The following is a 13,688-nucleotide window of genomic DNA, read 5'->3' on the forward strand; positions in this document are numbered from 1 at the left end:
GTATTAATGAAGCGAGGCAGGCATGTCCAAAGAAGCCGTTTTTACCCTGAAGCTCGAGCCCGAGCTGCGTGCCGCATTCATGGCTGAGGCAGAGGCCGCGCACCGCCCAGCCTCCCAGGTCGTGCGAGAACTGATGCGCGAGTTCGTCGAACGCCAGCGTCAGGCACGCGAGTACGCGGCGTTCTTGCACGAGAAGGTGGATACAGCGCGCGCCTCGGTCCGTGCCGGACGTGGGCGCTCGAATGAGGACGTCGAGGCAGAGTTCGCCGCTCGGCGTGCGCGTGCCGAGAGCGGCCTGTGAGGGTTCAGTGGACGCCCGAGGCCGTGCAGGACCGTCTCGCAATCTGGGACTACCTCGTCGAGCGGAACCCCGGTGCTGCTGCACGCATGGATACGCTGTTCAGCAAGGCGGCCGAAAGACTTTCCTCCCATCCGGAGCTCGGGAAACCGGGCCTCATCGCAGGGACGCGCGAGCTTTTTCCGCACGAGAACTACCGCCTGGTCTATGAGCTTGCCGAGGACGCGGTATGGGTGCTGGCCGTGGTGCATGTTGCGCGCCTGTGGCCGCCTGCTGCGCTCGCTGATGAGAGTGCTGATTACGCTGCCGGCGCCCGGAAAATGCACTGAAGCGCGTCCGGGTCGAATCGGTTTTGTAGCGGGTTGAAGTCCAGGGTGACCTGGTCGTCGACGATGAAGCGGTAAGCGCCCCCCTGCGGCGGGACCCAGACCTCCCGCAGCGCATGGAAGGTGCGCCGGCTCACAGGCGGGATGCTGATCAGGAGATCCACGCTCACGAGCCGAAGCGGCGGGTACCGCCCCTCAGAGAAGTTGACCAGTTCGGCGAGGTCTGCGGTCAGGATCTCATAGTCGATCGTAGCGTCCTCCTCGACGGCCCTTTCGAGCTGCATGAGATAGATGGGCGTCGGGAGCCCGACCTGGACGAACGGCCAGCGCTGCTCACCCGGCTCAGCCCCATGCACGCTCTTCAACTCCGACTTCTTGTAGGTCCTGAAAAAGGACATTTCTGCGCTCCATTCTTGACGGTTCTGGGGACTTCGACCGTCTCATCAAGGCTCGTTTGGGCCAGAGCGGTGAGGGACGGTCGAGGCGTTTTGGATATTTTTCGCCCCTATATTGTGACTCAAAACCCACTGACTTAAAAACATCAAGCCGGGAGACTCTGGAAAATGTCTCCCGACCACCCTACTCCACAAGATTCCCCCGCCGCTCGAGCCGTACTCTCTGCGAATCTGGTTCGATTCCGACGCGAGCGTGGATGGTCACAAGAAAAGCTCGCCTTCGAGAGCGGACTGGATCGCAGCTTCATCGCCCACGTCGAACGCCAGGCAAGGAACATCTCCCTCGACAACATCGAGCGGCTTGCACGCACCCTGGGCGTGCCGTTTCACGTGCTCCTGACACCGCCTGCCGACTGAACGCTGAGCACGCGGGACACTGGCCAAAGCTTATCCACAGGATCTGTGGACAGTCGGTCGGTTAAGTCTGCGGGGTGCTTGCTGCGCAAGGGATTTCCCGGCTGCCTAAAGATTAATCAACCAATCGGGACGCTACTGGCTCCCCCCAGACAGGGATGGGAGCCTGCAGGCCACCCACCGGCAGGGGTGGCAATCCAGACGCATACAACATGCAGCATGCTGCATGTTGTATGCGCATACTGAATGCTGCATGCGCATGCAGCATGTGGCATGCGCTCGGATGAATACGCGTGGCCTCAGCAGGCCTGGCCAAGCCAGGACTGCCACCGGGGCGGGGAACCGACGCGCCAGGGGACGCCCATCTGCGAGGCGCAGCCGAGTCGGGCGGCCTCTGGCGCTGTTCGGGGGCGCAGCCCCGGGTCCAGGGCGGTGGCCCTGGTGGGGGGCCCACGCTTTGGATCGCCCATTTGCGAGGCGAAGCCGAGTCGGGCGCTCCAAAGCGTAGGGGGCGAAGCCCCGCCCCCTCCCTATGGGAGGGCAAGGGCGTGTCACCCCGCTCGCGGAGGTCCTCGGCCCCGTCCGAGGAGGTGAGACCGGGGGGCGGCAGAGCCGAACGCCGGGGGAGCCTGAGACGCCCTTGCCCGCCCGTAGGGAGGGGGCGGCCCCGAGCGGCGAAGCCGCGCTGGAGCCCCGCAGGGGCGTGAAGGCAAGGGCGGCAAGGAGGACGCCGAAGGCGGCCGACCCAGCCCGCGCAGCCCGGCAAGAAGGGCGCCGAAGGCGGCCGACCCAGGGCGGAGTCACGAGCGGCAAGGCCGCGCTGTAGCCCGTAAGGGCGTGAAGGCAAGGGCGGCAAGGAGGACGCCGAAGGCGGCCGACCCAGCCCGTGCGCCCCAACAGGAACGACACCTTCAAGGATCGACCAGAGCCGAACCCCATTTCATGACAAATCCATAGCTCGCGTTTCTTTTCACCTGTTCCAATCCGTACCCTCAAGGGAACAGGTTCTGGAACACCCGAAGAAAACGACTTTGGAACATGCAAATGGGAATGAATAGCCACCTGCTCGGACAGGAAAATGATCGCACCGCGCTCCGGCTGATCCATGATTTTGGCTGGCTCCGAGCACCAGAGCTCGGGCTGCTGATCTGGGGAGCGCACACACATCACATCAAATATGGAGAGAGGATCCTGCGAAAGCTGGCGGCTCGCCACCTCGTGATCCCCCGCCCGCTGCCCGCGCACAGCGGAAGCGCCTTCGTATTGAGCCAGCGTGGCGCCGACCTTCTGCTCGAAAGTACAGGCATCACTGCACGCTCAGGAAAAGACTGGGGTGAAACTCTGGCCGGTGTCTGGGTTGCCCCAAAGTGGTGGCGCCATGATCTCCTGGCCCACAGCTTTCTTGCTTTGCTCTCAAGCCAAGGCTACACCGTCATTCCAGAGCGCCGGCTGCGCCGGGAGAACGCGGTCGACAAGCTTCCGGACGGCCTCGCGATTCCACCAGACAAAGGTGATGTCTTCTGGGTGGAAATTGAGTCCACCCGCAAATCCGGCAGGAACATGGATCTGATGGCGCGGGCCCTGATCAAGGTTGCTCTCGGCAAGGCACCTACACTGTCCAGGCTGAAGGCAAACCAGACGATGATCTGCTATGCGGACGGAGCCACCGACGAGCGGGGCTATCGCCTCGATCATCGGGCGCGTGTCCTCAACGCGCTGCAGCGCCATGCCTCAGACACCGTCGCGGTGTGTCTGTACAAACTGAGCCTGAAGGGGCTTGCCGTCACGGACTTTTCCGGAGAGGTCGTCACGATCACGCGCGATGCTGTGAAGCAGCGGCTACACCAGTGGCGCACCCTCTGGTGCGACACCACGGAGAACCTCGAGGGCGGCCAGGAACTCATCTTGGAGGGACTGCTACTCTCGGTCTGGCAAAAAAAGAACACCCTTTGGCGATGGCAGGTTGAAGACACACACCGTGTGGGTCAGGACGGATACCCGCTGATTCTCGAGTTTGGCGAGGCACTCACCAGGACTGCTGCGGAGGAGGCGTTGGCGGCACTACCACTCTGGGGGGACTAGCTGTACATCGTGCCGCTGGACACATCGCAGGGCCCCACTCCCCCCCGCCCCTCGCCCCGGCGAGGGGAGCGCTACACCGCCCGCAGGGGCTCGGGGGCAGGTCCCGCGATGCGAAACCTGCCCCCGAGCTCGAGGCTATGCTGGTTCAGACGCTGTCAAGGCAACCCTTCGGGCGGCCGCTGGCCGACCTTGACAGCGCCTGAACCAGCTCGACGTCCCGTGCTAACCTGCCGCGCCAGAACAACTCTATATCATGTGACGTATGAATATTGACCCACGCCCTGGGTTGCCGATGAGAAACGCGGCCTTGGCGGTCACCCTCATCTCTGCCCTCACGCTCCCCTTCCCGCTCCAGGCGAAGGAGATGGAGCCAGGACGGTGAAAGGAGCGCTCTGGGTGGGTGCCGCGATTCTGTTCGTGGCCGGCGTCCAGACCAGCAGCGCCGATGAACTCACCGGCCGCATCATCTCGGTTGCCGACGGCGACACCGTCACTCTGCTCGATGCCAACCTGCGCCAGCACAAGATCCGCCTCTCCGGCATCGATGCCCCCGAACGCCGGCAGCCGTTCGGCAACCGCTCACGGCTGCACCTGGGCGCACTCGTCTTCGGAAGGCAGGTGACGGCCTACTGCCCGAAAACCGACCGCTACAAGCGCGCGGTGTGCCGGCTCGAGGTCGACGGCGTCGATGCCAACCTCGCCCAGCTCGAGGCCGGGATGGCGTGGCACTACAAGGCGTACACGCGGGAGCAGTCCCCAGCGGACAGGTGGCGCTACGCGAAAGCGGAAGACCGCGCACGTGACGAACGGCAGGGCCTGTGGGCCGACCGGGCGCCGGTGGCGCCCTGGGACTTCAGGAAGGCGAGGAAAACCACCGCCCGGTGAGCCCTCACGCGCCGGACTTCGCCTCGGTTTTCCACTTCCGAAGGTAATCAACGAGCCGGTTCGCGCGCTCGGCAGGCGCATAGGCGATGTGCAGCAGAAGCTGAACCGGAACGGGGATATTGCGCTCGCTCTCATAGCGCGAACCACCGGATTGGGTCACCCCGACCCGCCCCCAGAACTGTGACTGGTTCATGCCATGCTTGTGGCGGAACGCCTTGATCTCGTCAGCCGAGGAGAAGATGAGTTTCGGGGCAGCCATCGTGCTCACCATTGATCTTTGAACGCCCTCATCATACTCCTTGGGCATTTCCCGTAGACGCCATGGCGCGCACGACACCGAGCGTCATCAGGCAGTCGCCGAGCGCACGGTGGGCGTTCTCAACGGTCACGCCCTGCTGCTGCGCTGCGGCCGAGAGCTTTTGCCATCGATACTGCCCTTTCTCCGCGCTCCACTCGCCGCGGAACTCGGCATAGGCCTGCATCGCACAATGGATGCGGCCTGGGTCGAGCACCTGGTCGAACCCCTGCGGCGCCTGCAGACCATAGCGGCGCGCGGTCTGGCTGATCACGCGGACGTCGAACTCATGGTTGTAGATCACGACCTGGCGGCCCTCGACCAGGCCGCAGAATCGGGCGTGAAGCTCTGACCAGGTCGGCGCGCCCGCGAGCATGGCATCGGTGATGCCGTGGATCGCGGCGGCCTCGGCCGGGACCGGTCCGCTCGGGCGCACGAGGGTGTCGAGCAGCACGGCCCCGGCGCAGTCGATCACGGCGAGCTCGACGACCTCGGCGTCGTCGCCGAGGCCCGTGGTTTCGGTGTCGAGGATCAGCGCATTGGCCTCGAGCCAGGCACGAGCCTGCCGGCTGATGGCCTCGCGAACAGCCGGATCAGCCATTACCGCCGACCTTGCCGCGCAAGGTTTCCATCAGCGCGGTGTTCTGCGCCTGCACGGCCTCGAGCTGGCCCGACAGACGCGCGGCGCTTTCACGCGCGGCGGCGGCTTCCTTCGCGATGGCATCGTGCGACTTCTGCGCGGCAAGCACCTTGTCGGCCCAACGCTGCGCTTCCTTGGCCGCTTCTTTGCGGTGTTCCTGGTGCGCCTGCTCGGCAGCGTCTACCTTCGCCTTCGCCGCGGCGAGCTCGTTGCGCAGGCCCTCGGCATCGGCCGCCGCGCGTTTGAGTTCGCCGCGCGCCTGGTCGACGTCGGCGTGCGCACGGCTGAGCTCGGCCCGCACCTGATCGACATCGGCGTGGGCGCGGTCGAGCTCGGCACGCAGATCCGCAACCCGGTGCTCGAGCTCGGCCGAAGTGGCTTCAGCACGCTCGGCACGGGTGGTCGCCACCCCCAGCTCGGCGCGCACCTGGGCGAGCTCGTCGCGCAGCTTCTGGAGTTCGGCCGCAGCGATCGCCGCCGTCTCGCGCGCCTCGCGCTCGAGCGCCTCGATCCGCGACTTCGCGAGCTCCAGCTCGGCGGCCTGGGCCTCGAACGCGTCCGAGAGCTCGACACGCATCTGGTCGAGCTCAGTGCGCTCTGCGTCCCAGGCCGACTGCGCCTCGCGCAAGGACTGGTTCGCCAGCTCCTGGGCCTGTGTCCAGAGCTGGGCGACCGCCAGTTCGTTGGCCTTGGCCACCACCTCGGGCACGGCGACCGCGATCGGCGCCGCCTGGGCGGTCTGTTGCCGCCGCCACTCGCGCATCGCCGCGGTCGCCGCATGCATGTCGACCTTGGCCAGGCGGCGGACCTGGTCGACCGTGGGCATGGTCTGCCGGCCGGATTCTTCGAAAATCTGGCTCGCCGCGGCGAAAACACGTTCGCGGGCATCGAGGGAGAGGCTCGGGTTCATAACGGCACTCCAATCGGGACTAGATAATAATCATAATAATATGATTATTATGATTATGCAAGTGATTATTTGCCCGCTGCTCACGCAGGGGGCCTTTTCCACGGAGGGCGCCACGCCCGTTCAGGACGGCTCAGGCGCCCAGAACCGAGGGGACGGCCTCGGCAGCGGGCAAAACGCCGCTCAAACGGGCTGTATCAGCGCCGGCGCATCGTTGCGGACGTTGCCCACCGCGCTCGAGACGGGATACGCCGCAAGCGCCGCCTCCGGGCACGGGCGCAGGAGCGCCTGCACCTGGTCGGCGGCGGTCGCCCCGTTGAGCCACGCCCACCAATCCCCCGGCGCCAGGATCACCGGCATCCGGTCGTGCAGCGGGCGCATCGCGGCGTTGGCCTCGGAGGTGACGATGGTGAAGGTGTCGATCGCTTCGCCGTCGGCCGGGCGCGTCCAGCGCTCCCACAGCCCAGCGAGCGCGAAAAACTCGCCCCCGACCGGATGGATGTAGAACGGCTGCTTGCCGCCGCCCTGCCGGTCACCGAGCGGCTGCCACTCGTAGAAGCCGTTGGCCGGCACGAGGCAGCGCCGGCGGTGGAACGCCGCCCGGAACGAGGGTTTCTCGGCGACCGACTCGCCGCGCGCGTTGATGAGCTTCGTGGCGATCGCCTCGTCTTTCGCCCACGACGGCACCAGACCCCAGCGCAGGCGGTGGATCACCCGCTCGCCGTTCGGTCGCTGGCGCACCACCGGCAGCCACTGCATCGGCGCCGCGTTCCAGCGCGGCTCGAACGCGAACCCTTCGGGCTCCGCCTCGAAAACCTCGCGCAGGCGCGAGACCGGACCGTAGAGCGCATAACGTCCGCACATGGCGTCCTCCTCCAGCCCCGGCGGTCGATCGCCGCCCCAAACCGGCCGCATTGGGCGAAAATAAGCTGTATTTTTTTACAGTCCAATCATGCGCGTGAGAGTTATCGGGGTCGTCTCAGAAAACGGATCGCAAAGTACGCTAAGCCGGTTGCAGCGGCCGCAGCGGCCTGAACTTGCCCGCGCCGATCTTGACGCTGCTACGCCAGAGGTAATCCCCGGTCAGGTTGATGTGCTCCCAGCCCAGCGGCGACAGGTACTGCAACAGGGCGTCATCGACAGCGTGGCCATGGCCACGCAGGGCGTTCGCCGCCCGCTCCAGATAGACCGTATTCCACAACACGATGGCCGCCGTCACCAGGTTGAGGCCGCTGGCTCGGTAGCGTTGCTGCTCGAAACTGCGGTCGCGGATTTCGCCCAGCCGGTTGAAGAACACGGCGCGGGCCAGCGCGTTTCGGGCCTCGCCCTTGTTCAGCCCGGCATGCACGCGGCGGCGCAGCTCAACGCTTTGCAGCCAGTCCAGAATGAACAGCGTGCGCTCGATGCGGCCGAGCTCGCGCAGGGCGACGGCAAGGCCGTTCTGGCGTGGGTAGCTCCCAAGCTTCCTGAGCATCAGCGAGGCCGTCACCGTACCCTGCTTGATCGAGGTGGCCAGCCGTAGGATTTCGTCCCAATGGGCACGGATATGCTTGATGTTGACCGTGCCGCCGATCATGGCCTTCAGCGCCTCATAGCCAGCATCGCCCTTCGGGATGTAGAGCTTGGTGTCGCCCAGATCGCGGATGCGCGGCGCGAAGCGAAAGCCCAGCAGGTGCATCAGCGCAAACACGTGATCGGTGAAGCCCGCCGTATCGGTGTAGTGCTCTTCGATGCGAAGGTCGGACTCGTGGTACAGCAGGCCGTCGAGCACGTAGGTCGAGTCGCGCACGCCGACGTTGACGACCTTGGTGTTGAACGGCGTGTACTGGTCGGAGATGTGGGTGTAGAACGTCCGCCCGGGACTGCTGCCGTATTTCGGGTTGATGTGGCCGGTACTTTCGGCCTTGCTGCCGGTGCGGAAGTTCTGGCCGTCCGACGAGGACGTGGTGCCGTCACCCCAGTGCTCGGCGAAAGGATGCCGGAACTGCGCATTGACCAGTTCAGCCAGCGCCGTCGAGTAGGTTTCATCGCGGATGTGCCAGGCCTGCAGCCAGGCCAGCTTGGCGTAGGTCGTGCCCGGGCAGGATTCCGCCATCTTGGTCAGGCCGAGGTTGATTGCGTCGGCCAGGATCGTGGTCAGCAGCAGGTTCCTGTCTTTGGCCAGGTCGCCCGACTTGAGGTGCGTGAAGTGCCGGGTGAAGCCCGTCCATTGGTCCACTTCCAGCAGCAGTTCGGTGATCTTGACGTGCGGGAGGATCATCGCCGTCTGGTCGATCAGCGCCTGCGCGGTGTCGGGCACCGCCGCATCCAGAGGCGTGATCTTCAGGCCCGACCCCGTGATGATGGCGTCCGGCAGTTCGTTGGCCAGCGCCATCCGGTTGACGGTGGCGAGCTGGGTTTCCAGCAGCGTCAGCCGGTCGTGCAGGTATTGGTCGCAGTCGGTGGCCACGGCCAGCGGCAATTCGCGGGCCTGCTTGAGGCTGGCGAACTTCGTGGGCGGGACCAGGTAGTCCTCGAAGTCCTTGAACTGGCGCGAGCCTTGCACCCAGATGTCGCCCGAGCGCAGCGCGTTCTTCAGTTCTGACAGTGCGCACAGTTCGTAGTAGCGCCGGTCGATGCCGGTGTCGGTCATCACCAGCTTCTGCCAGCGCGGCTTGATGAAGTCGGTCGGCGCATCGGCGGGCACCTTGCGGGCGTTGTCGCTGTTCATGCCGCGTAGCACCTCGATGGCGTCGAGCACGTCCTTGGCGGCAGGCGCGGCCCGCAGCTTGAGCACGGCGAGGAATTCCGGCGCGTAGCGGCGCAACGTTGCGTAGTGCTCGCCGATGCGATGCAGGAAATCGAAGTCCTCGGGCTGCGCGAGCCGCTGCGCCTCGGTGACGCTCTCGGTAAAGGCGTCCCACGACATGACCGCCTCGATGGCGGCGAACGGGTCGCTGCCCGCCTGCTTGGCTTCGATCAGCGCCCGGCCGATGCGGCCGAACAGGCGCACCTTGGCGTTGATCGCCTTGCCGGCTGCCTGGAACTGCTGTTGATGCTTGTTCCTGGCGGCATTGAACAGCTTGCCCAGGATGCGATCGTGCAGGTCGATGATTTCGTCGGTGACGGTGGCCATGCCCTCGATGGCGAGCGCCACCAGGGTGGCGTAACGACGCTGCGGCTCGAACTTCGCCAGGTCGGCAGGCGTCATCTGGCCGCCTTCGCGGGCAATCTTGAGCAGGCGGTTCTGGTGGACCAGCCGCTCGATGCCGGAAGGCAAGTCGAGTGCCTGCCACGCCTTGAGGCGTTCGATGTGTTCGAGCATGTGCCGCGAATTCGGCTTGGCGGGTGACTGGCGCAGCCAGGCCAGCCAGGTCGTCTTGCCGTCGTATCGGCGTTTCAGTAGCTCGTCGAGGCGATGCCGGTGGGTGTCTGTCAGCGGCGCGGACAGCGTGTCGTAGATGCGCCGGTTGGCACGGGTAATCGCCTCGGCGCAGATGCGCTCGATGACGCCTGGTGACGGGAGCAACACGCTCTTTCGTCGCAGCCCTTCGACCAACTCCGTCGCCAACACGAAACCTTTGTCTGTCTGCCAAGCCAGTTCATCCAGGGCGTGCACGCTGGGGCGATAGTGCCGCGTTGCAAAGGTCTGGAAACCAAAGACCGATTGCAGTTCCAGCAGGTGCTCGCGGCGTGTCTCGGCGCGCTGGCCATAGTCCGCCCACGCCTCTGGTGGCACCTTCAACTGCGCAGCCACCACACGCAGCAACGGCGGAAACGGCTCCACATCTACCGCGAGCATCACGCCGGGAAAGCGCATGTAGCAGAGCTGTACCGCGAAGCCAAGACGATTGGCTGGGCCGCGCCGCTGCCGGATGATGGAGAGGTCGGTTTCGTTGAACGTGTAGTGGCGGATCAAGTCCTCCTTCGTTTCCGGTAACGCCAACAGGATTTCGCTCTCGGCGGCAGACAGGATCGAACGGCGGGGCATGCAGACTCCCTCTTCTTGAAAATGAAGGTTTGCGACAAGTCCGCCCGAGCTTCCCGAGACGGCCCGCTCGCTGTTCGCGCTGGCATCCTATGGGCGGCGAGACCCGGAGTCCCTGGAGCGGTTACGCACCACGTTGGCCAAGGAGGGCATCCCCCGGAATTTACGTCACATTATGTGCCTGACTGACCCTTTGGATGTCGTAGTATAGATGACGGGTTAAATGACAAATTTTGACGGCCTGAACTTTCTGACTCACACTGTCACGTAATCGAACGTATATGTGACAGGTGAAGAGATGTTGATCGGCTATATGCGGGTGTCGAAAGCGGACGGATCCCAATCCACCGATCTGCAACGCGATGCACTGATCGGCGCCGGGGTGAGTCCTTCACATCTCTACGAGGATCTGGCTTCAGGCCGGCGCGATGATCGACCTGGGTTGAGTGCTTGCCTGAAGGCGCTCCGTGAAGGCGACACGCTGATCGTGTGGAAGCTCGATCGGCTCGGCCGAGACCTGCGCCATCTGATCAACACCGTGCACGACCTGACTGCGCGTAGCGTGGGATTGAAAGTCCTGACCGGTCACGGTGCGGCGGTCGACACGACGACCGCCGCGGGCAAGCTTGTGTTCGGAATTTTTGCTGCACTGGCCGAGTTCGAGCGGGAGTTGATTTCCGAGCGCACGATGGCAGGATTGGCATCGGCACGAGCACGCGGCAGGAACGGCGGGCGGCCGTTCAAGATGACCGCCGCGAAACTGCGATTGGCCATGGCGGCGATGGGGCAGCCTGAAACCGTGGTTGGCGATCTGTGTGAGGAACTCGGCGTCACTCGACAGACGTTGTACCGGCACGTCTCGCCAAAGGGCGAGATGCGTCCAGATGGCCTGAAGTTGCTTTCACGGGGCTGATCTTGGCCTGGAGGCGAATGGCTCACTACGGCCAGGAACTGCCGGTGACCGTTACATTTCATTTGCAGGCCGCTGACATTCGTCTATGTTGAAGTAATCGGATGACGCTTGGTTCGTTACGGCTAGTGGTAGCCGGCGATCACGTGTTCTTGTAGGCGGACATGCACCGCAAGCGAGCGGTATGCTGGAGGCGTTTTGTGCGAGGAAGCGATGAGATTCGCGCCGGCCATCAATAGAGTCGGGTTTAGTCTCATTTGCAGGTGGGCGAGTAGTGCGGCTTAACGTCTCGGTGGGGGCGAGGCTTCAACGGCGAGGCCTCCTGACCGTTGCCTAGCTAACCTTGAATGTTGGGCCTCACAATCACTCTTCTCCGAACCTTCAATATCGGGTGGAGGAAGCATGACAGATAACCCACAAATCTCCGATGAAGAAGCCATCGCGAGGTCTAAGATTGGGCGGCACGTCACGTACTTTGCGCTTACTGTCACTGGGTTACTCGGGTTCGTGGCAATCTTGGTTGCCATCAATGAGACCAGTGTTGAGAAGCGCTTTATATACGTCAAAGACATCTTGACAATAGTTTTGCCATTAATTGGCACTTGGGTTGGAACTGTCCTGGCATTCTATTTTTCCCGAGAGAACTTCGTTGCTGCTTCACGACAGACGGCAGATCTCGTTCGTCAGCTTACCCCGGAGCAGAGGCTACAGAGCATACCTGTTACCGAGGTGATGCTCGATATGACCGCTTCAACAACGACAAAGCTTTTACTCTCCACTCCAGGCGATGCTGAGAAAATCAAGTTGAAAACTGACCTCATTGAAGCGCTTCTTGAAAAGAATAATCGTAATCGTTTGCCTATCGTTGACAGCGCGGGCAAAGCTCTTTTTGTTTTACACCGGAGCTTTATCGACAAGTTTTTGGTCAAGCTCGCCCAAGGCGGTGGTACGTCGTTGGCGGATGCCACACTGAAAGATCTCTTGGCACAGGAAGAGCTGAAGACAATCTTCCAGTCCTTCGCAACGGTAGGTAAGGATGCAAAGCTCATCGCCATTAAACTAGCGATGGATGGGAACCCTAACTGCTCCGATGCGTTTGTGACCGAAGATGGAACCAAGGGATCGAAAGCGCTTGGCTGGATCACAAATGTCATCGTTCAGGAAAAGAGCGTCGCCTGATACTGTCGGTTTAACTGGAGGTTACAGCAGCATTCCAAAGCTTTGGGATGCTGCTGTAACCAATGAATTAGCTATTTCTGTCAGTACGCGAATGCGATCAGCCCTTCTCTTTGTCTTGATAGTGCAGCTTCTCGGCTGCGCCGGTGCTAGTGAAGGCAAGAGACGGGGATGGTTCGATTACGGCACAAGAACGAGCTCATGTGCGGCTGATTGCCAAGTGTGGGATGACGAAAGGGAAATCTGCTTAGGATTCCACGAATGGACGTCAAGACGTTGCATCGAACTTCTGACCCGTGGTCGTCGCTAGTTCTTGCATGGGCGATGCTCGGTGCACTGTCGGGCTGTACCGCAGTTGGTTATTGGGATGGCCCGAGTGGACGGAGTTGCAAAGCGTCATGTCGGACCCTTGCCGCTGATGGGAAATCATGTGTCGATTGGGCTTCCACGGCTTCTGACGCATGCGTAGGGAAATACACGACGGTCTATTCGTGCTGCGACCGAGCAGGGAACGAAATATGTCAGCTTTTTGTTCCAGGAGCAAAGGGGTTCGGCTGCTATTGTCAAGGAGTGGGGCCGTATGGACCTTTTGCTGTGCCGGGGCTTGCTTGTGAATAACCAACGGGGGCAGAAATGAGAATAGGATTTATCGTCGGGATATTGGTTCTACTGTCTGGTTGCTACACGGCGGGGCATGCGGGACGGACAACTGATAGTAAGGGGCTAGAAACTGCGTGTGCCGGTGGTTGTGCAGAATTTCGCAGTGACGGTACAGGATGTGCAAAGTTTCAAAAAGGAACCTCGGAGAGCTGTTCCGCTTACTTCAAGGAGATCTGTGCTGCATCTCCCAAGCAGTGTTCAAACAAATAGAAATAGCCTGCCAACACAGCGCCCCTCACCTTGAACCTTGAGCGGCTCCTTTTCCGCGAAACCACAGCCCGCAACGGGTCGAGACGACTCGTCGGCGAGCGGCGGCTTACGGGAAGCGAATCTCCAGCGACGGCTTTCCGGCGATGAACCCGAGTAGGTGTCGGTCGCATCCCGACCCTGAGGAGCCGGTCGCTCTCTTGGAAAGCTGCCGCTAGGCGTAGAGTGCGATTGGATCACGTACATGATCAGGATGGCTGACTTGAACGATGAACTCTGGTGGCAGTGCCCGAAAAATCTCAAATCCGAAGCCTTCGCCGCGCTGAGGGTGCATGTACTGGGGCTCCAATCTCCTCTTGAAATACGTTGCTACGAGGCTACCGGTGAGTTCCTCGAGAGTTCCCCATTGAAGCCAATTCAGTGGGACCTCGCATGTCAGAAGTGTCGGCCGACCTTGAAGCTTCAGCAACTGCGCGTAATCTATTTCTGAAGAGACATTCCTAAGTATTCCGATCGCGTACTCGCT

Annotated in this window: 13 protein-coding genes; 7 read left to right on the top strand and 6 right to left on the bottom strand. The window is 62.6% G+C overall.

Annotated features, from left to right (window positions below; translation table 11 throughout):
* Positions 1-22 precede the first annotated feature (22 nt).
* Together TMZ1T_RS19830 and TMZ1T_RS19835 are read left to right on the top strand one after the other, a co-directional pair.
* Positions 23-301 (top strand): hypothetical protein, encoded by a 279-nt coding sequence (locus TMZ1T_RS19830; RefSeq protein WP_012592872.1) that lies wholly within the window; start codon positions 23-25, stop codon positions 299-301.
* A complete protein-coding gene (locus TMZ1T_RS19835; protein ID WP_012592873.1) occupies positions 298-627 on the top strand; it encodes a type II toxin-antitoxin system RelE/ParE family toxin in 330 nt (109 codons plus the stop codon). The genes TMZ1T_RS19830 and TMZ1T_RS19835 overlap by 4 nt, the downstream gene beginning before the upstream one ends.
* Here TMZ1T_RS19835 and TMZ1T_RS19840 read toward each other — a convergent pair.
* Positions 597-1,022, bottom strand: coding sequence for a hypothetical protein (locus TMZ1T_RS19840; RefSeq protein ID WP_012592874.1), 426 nt, complete (start codon positions 1,020-1,022; stop codon positions 597-599). The genes TMZ1T_RS19835 and TMZ1T_RS19840 overlap by 31 nt on opposite strands.
* A gap of 165 nt (positions 1,023-1,187) precedes the next feature.
* Between TMZ1T_RS19840 and TMZ1T_RS20800 the strand changes: the two genes are divergently transcribed.
* The 3 genes from TMZ1T_RS20800 (at position 1,188) to TMZ1T_RS19850 (ending at position 4,400) form a co-directional block, all read left to right on the top strand.
* Positions 1,188-1,436 (top strand): helix-turn-helix domain-containing protein, encoded by a 249-nt coding sequence (locus TMZ1T_RS20800; protein WP_012592875.1) that lies wholly within the window; start codon positions 1,188-1,190, stop codon positions 1,434-1,436.
* Positions 1,437-2,483: 1,047 nt separating this feature from the next.
* A complete protein-coding gene (locus tag TMZ1T_RS19845; RefSeq protein ID WP_144312244.1) occupies positions 2,484-3,515 on the top strand; it encodes a hypothetical protein in 1,032 nt (343 codons plus the stop codon).
* 396 nt (positions 3,516-3,911) lie between these two features.
* Positions 3,912-4,400 carry a thermonuclease family protein gene (locus tag TMZ1T_RS19850; protein WP_012592877.1) on the top strand — a complete coding sequence of 163 codons (489 nt, stop codon included), beginning with the start codon at positions 3,912-3,914 and terminating at the stop codon, positions 4,398-4,400.
* A 4-nt stretch (positions 4,401-4,404) separates the two neighbouring features.
* Here TMZ1T_RS19850 and TMZ1T_RS19855 read toward each other — a convergent pair whose 3' ends face one another.
* The 5 genes from TMZ1T_RS19855 to TMZ1T_RS19875 form a co-directional block, all read right to left on the bottom strand.
* On the bottom strand, positions 4,405-4,659 hold the full coding sequence (locus tag TMZ1T_RS19855; RefSeq protein ID WP_012592878.1) for a helix-turn-helix domain-containing protein: 255 nt from the start codon (positions 4,657-4,659) through the stop codon (positions 4,405-4,407).
* Between the two features lie 31 nt (positions 4,660-4,690).
* Entirely contained in the window at positions 4,691-5,296 is a 606-nt protein-coding gene (locus tag TMZ1T_RS19860) for a 3'-5' exonuclease (protein WP_012592879.1), read from the bottom strand.
* Positions 5,289-6,245 (bottom strand): DNA-binding protein, encoded by a 957-nt coding sequence (locus TMZ1T_RS19865; protein WP_012592880.1) that lies wholly within the window; start codon positions 6,243-6,245, stop codon positions 5,289-5,291. The genes TMZ1T_RS19860 and TMZ1T_RS19865 overlap by 8 nt, the downstream gene beginning before the upstream one ends.
* A gap of 180 nt (positions 6,246-6,425) precedes the next feature.
* Positions 6,426-7,106 carry an SOS response-associated peptidase gene (locus tag TMZ1T_RS19870; protein WP_012592881.1) on the bottom strand — a complete coding sequence of 227 codons (681 nt, stop codon included), beginning with the start codon at positions 7,104-7,106 and terminating at the stop codon, positions 6,426-6,428.
* 139 nt (positions 7,107-7,245) lie between these two features.
* Positions 7,246-10,212, bottom strand: coding sequence for a Tn3 family transposase (locus TMZ1T_RS19875; RefSeq protein ID WP_012592882.1), 2,967 nt, complete (start codon positions 10,210-10,212; stop codon positions 7,246-7,248).
* A gap of 295 nt (positions 10,213-10,507) precedes the next feature.
* Between TMZ1T_RS19875 and TMZ1T_RS19880 the strand changes: the two genes are divergently transcribed.
* Together TMZ1T_RS19880 and TMZ1T_RS19885 are read left to right on the top strand one after the other, a co-directional pair.
* On the top strand, positions 10,508-11,122 hold the full coding sequence (locus TMZ1T_RS19880) for a recombinase family protein (protein ID WP_012592883.1): 615 nt from the start codon (positions 10,508-10,510) through the stop codon (positions 11,120-11,122).
* 399 nt (positions 11,123-11,521) lie between these two features.
* On the top strand, positions 11,522-12,298 hold the full coding sequence (locus TMZ1T_RS19885; RefSeq protein ID WP_012592884.1) for a hypothetical protein: 777 nt from the start codon (positions 11,522-11,524) through the stop codon (positions 12,296-12,298).
* Positions 12,299-13,688: the final 1,390 nt, after the last annotated feature.

Origin of the sequence: Thauera aminoaromatica (assembly GCF_000021765.1) — a bacterium.
Taxonomy (GTDB): Bacteria; Pseudomonadota; Gammaproteobacteria; order Burkholderiales; family Rhodocyclaceae; genus Thauera; species Thauera aminoaromatica.

What these genes read in the sequence shown, in the direction of transcription:
- TMZ1T_RS19880 (WP_012592883.1), top strand. Translation starts at nt 10,508, where the DNA reads ATGTTGATCGGCTATATGCGGGTGTCGAAAGCGGACGGATCCCAATCC.
- TMZ1T_RS19885 (WP_012592884.1), top strand. Translation starts at nt 11,522, where the DNA reads ATGACAGATAACCCACAAATCTCCGATGAAGAAGCCATCGCGAGGTCT.
- TMZ1T_RS19860 (WP_012592879.1), bottom strand. Translation starts at nt 5,296, where the DNA reads ATGGCTGATCCGGCTGTTCGCGAGGCCATCAGCCGGCAGGCTCGTGCC.
- TMZ1T_RS19870 (WP_012592881.1), bottom strand. Translation starts at nt 7,106, where the DNA reads ATGTGCGGACGTTATGCGCTCTACGGTCCGGTCTCGCGCCTGCGCGAG.
- TMZ1T_RS19875 (WP_012592882.1), bottom strand. Translation starts at nt 10,212, where the DNA reads ATGCCCCGCCGTTCGATCCTGTCTGCCGCCGAGAGCGAAATCCTGTTG.
- TMZ1T_RS19865 (WP_012592880.1), bottom strand. Translation starts at nt 6,245, where the DNA reads ATGAACCCGAGCCTCTCCCTCGATGCCCGCGAACGTGTTTTCGCCGCG.
- TMZ1T_RS20800 (WP_012592875.1), top strand. Translation starts at nt 1,188, where the DNA reads ATGTCTCCCGACCACCCTACTCCACAAGATTCCCCCGCCGCTCGAGCC.
- TMZ1T_RS19840 (WP_012592874.1), bottom strand. Translation starts at nt 1,022, where the DNA reads ATGTCCTTTTTCAGGACCTACAAGAAGTCGGAGTTGAAGAGCGTGCAT.
- TMZ1T_RS19855 (WP_012592878.1), bottom strand. Translation starts at nt 4,659, where the DNA reads ATGGCTGCCCCGAAACTCATCTTCTCCTCGGCTGACGAGATCAAGGCG.
- TMZ1T_RS19830 (WP_012592872.1), top strand. Translation starts at nt 23, where the DNA reads ATGTCCAAAGAAGCCGTTTTTACCCTGAAGCTCGAGCCCGAGCTGCGT.
- TMZ1T_RS19845 (WP_144312244.1), top strand. Translation starts at nt 2,484, where the DNA reads ATGAATAGCCACCTGCTCGGACAGGAAAATGATCGCACCGCGCTCCGG.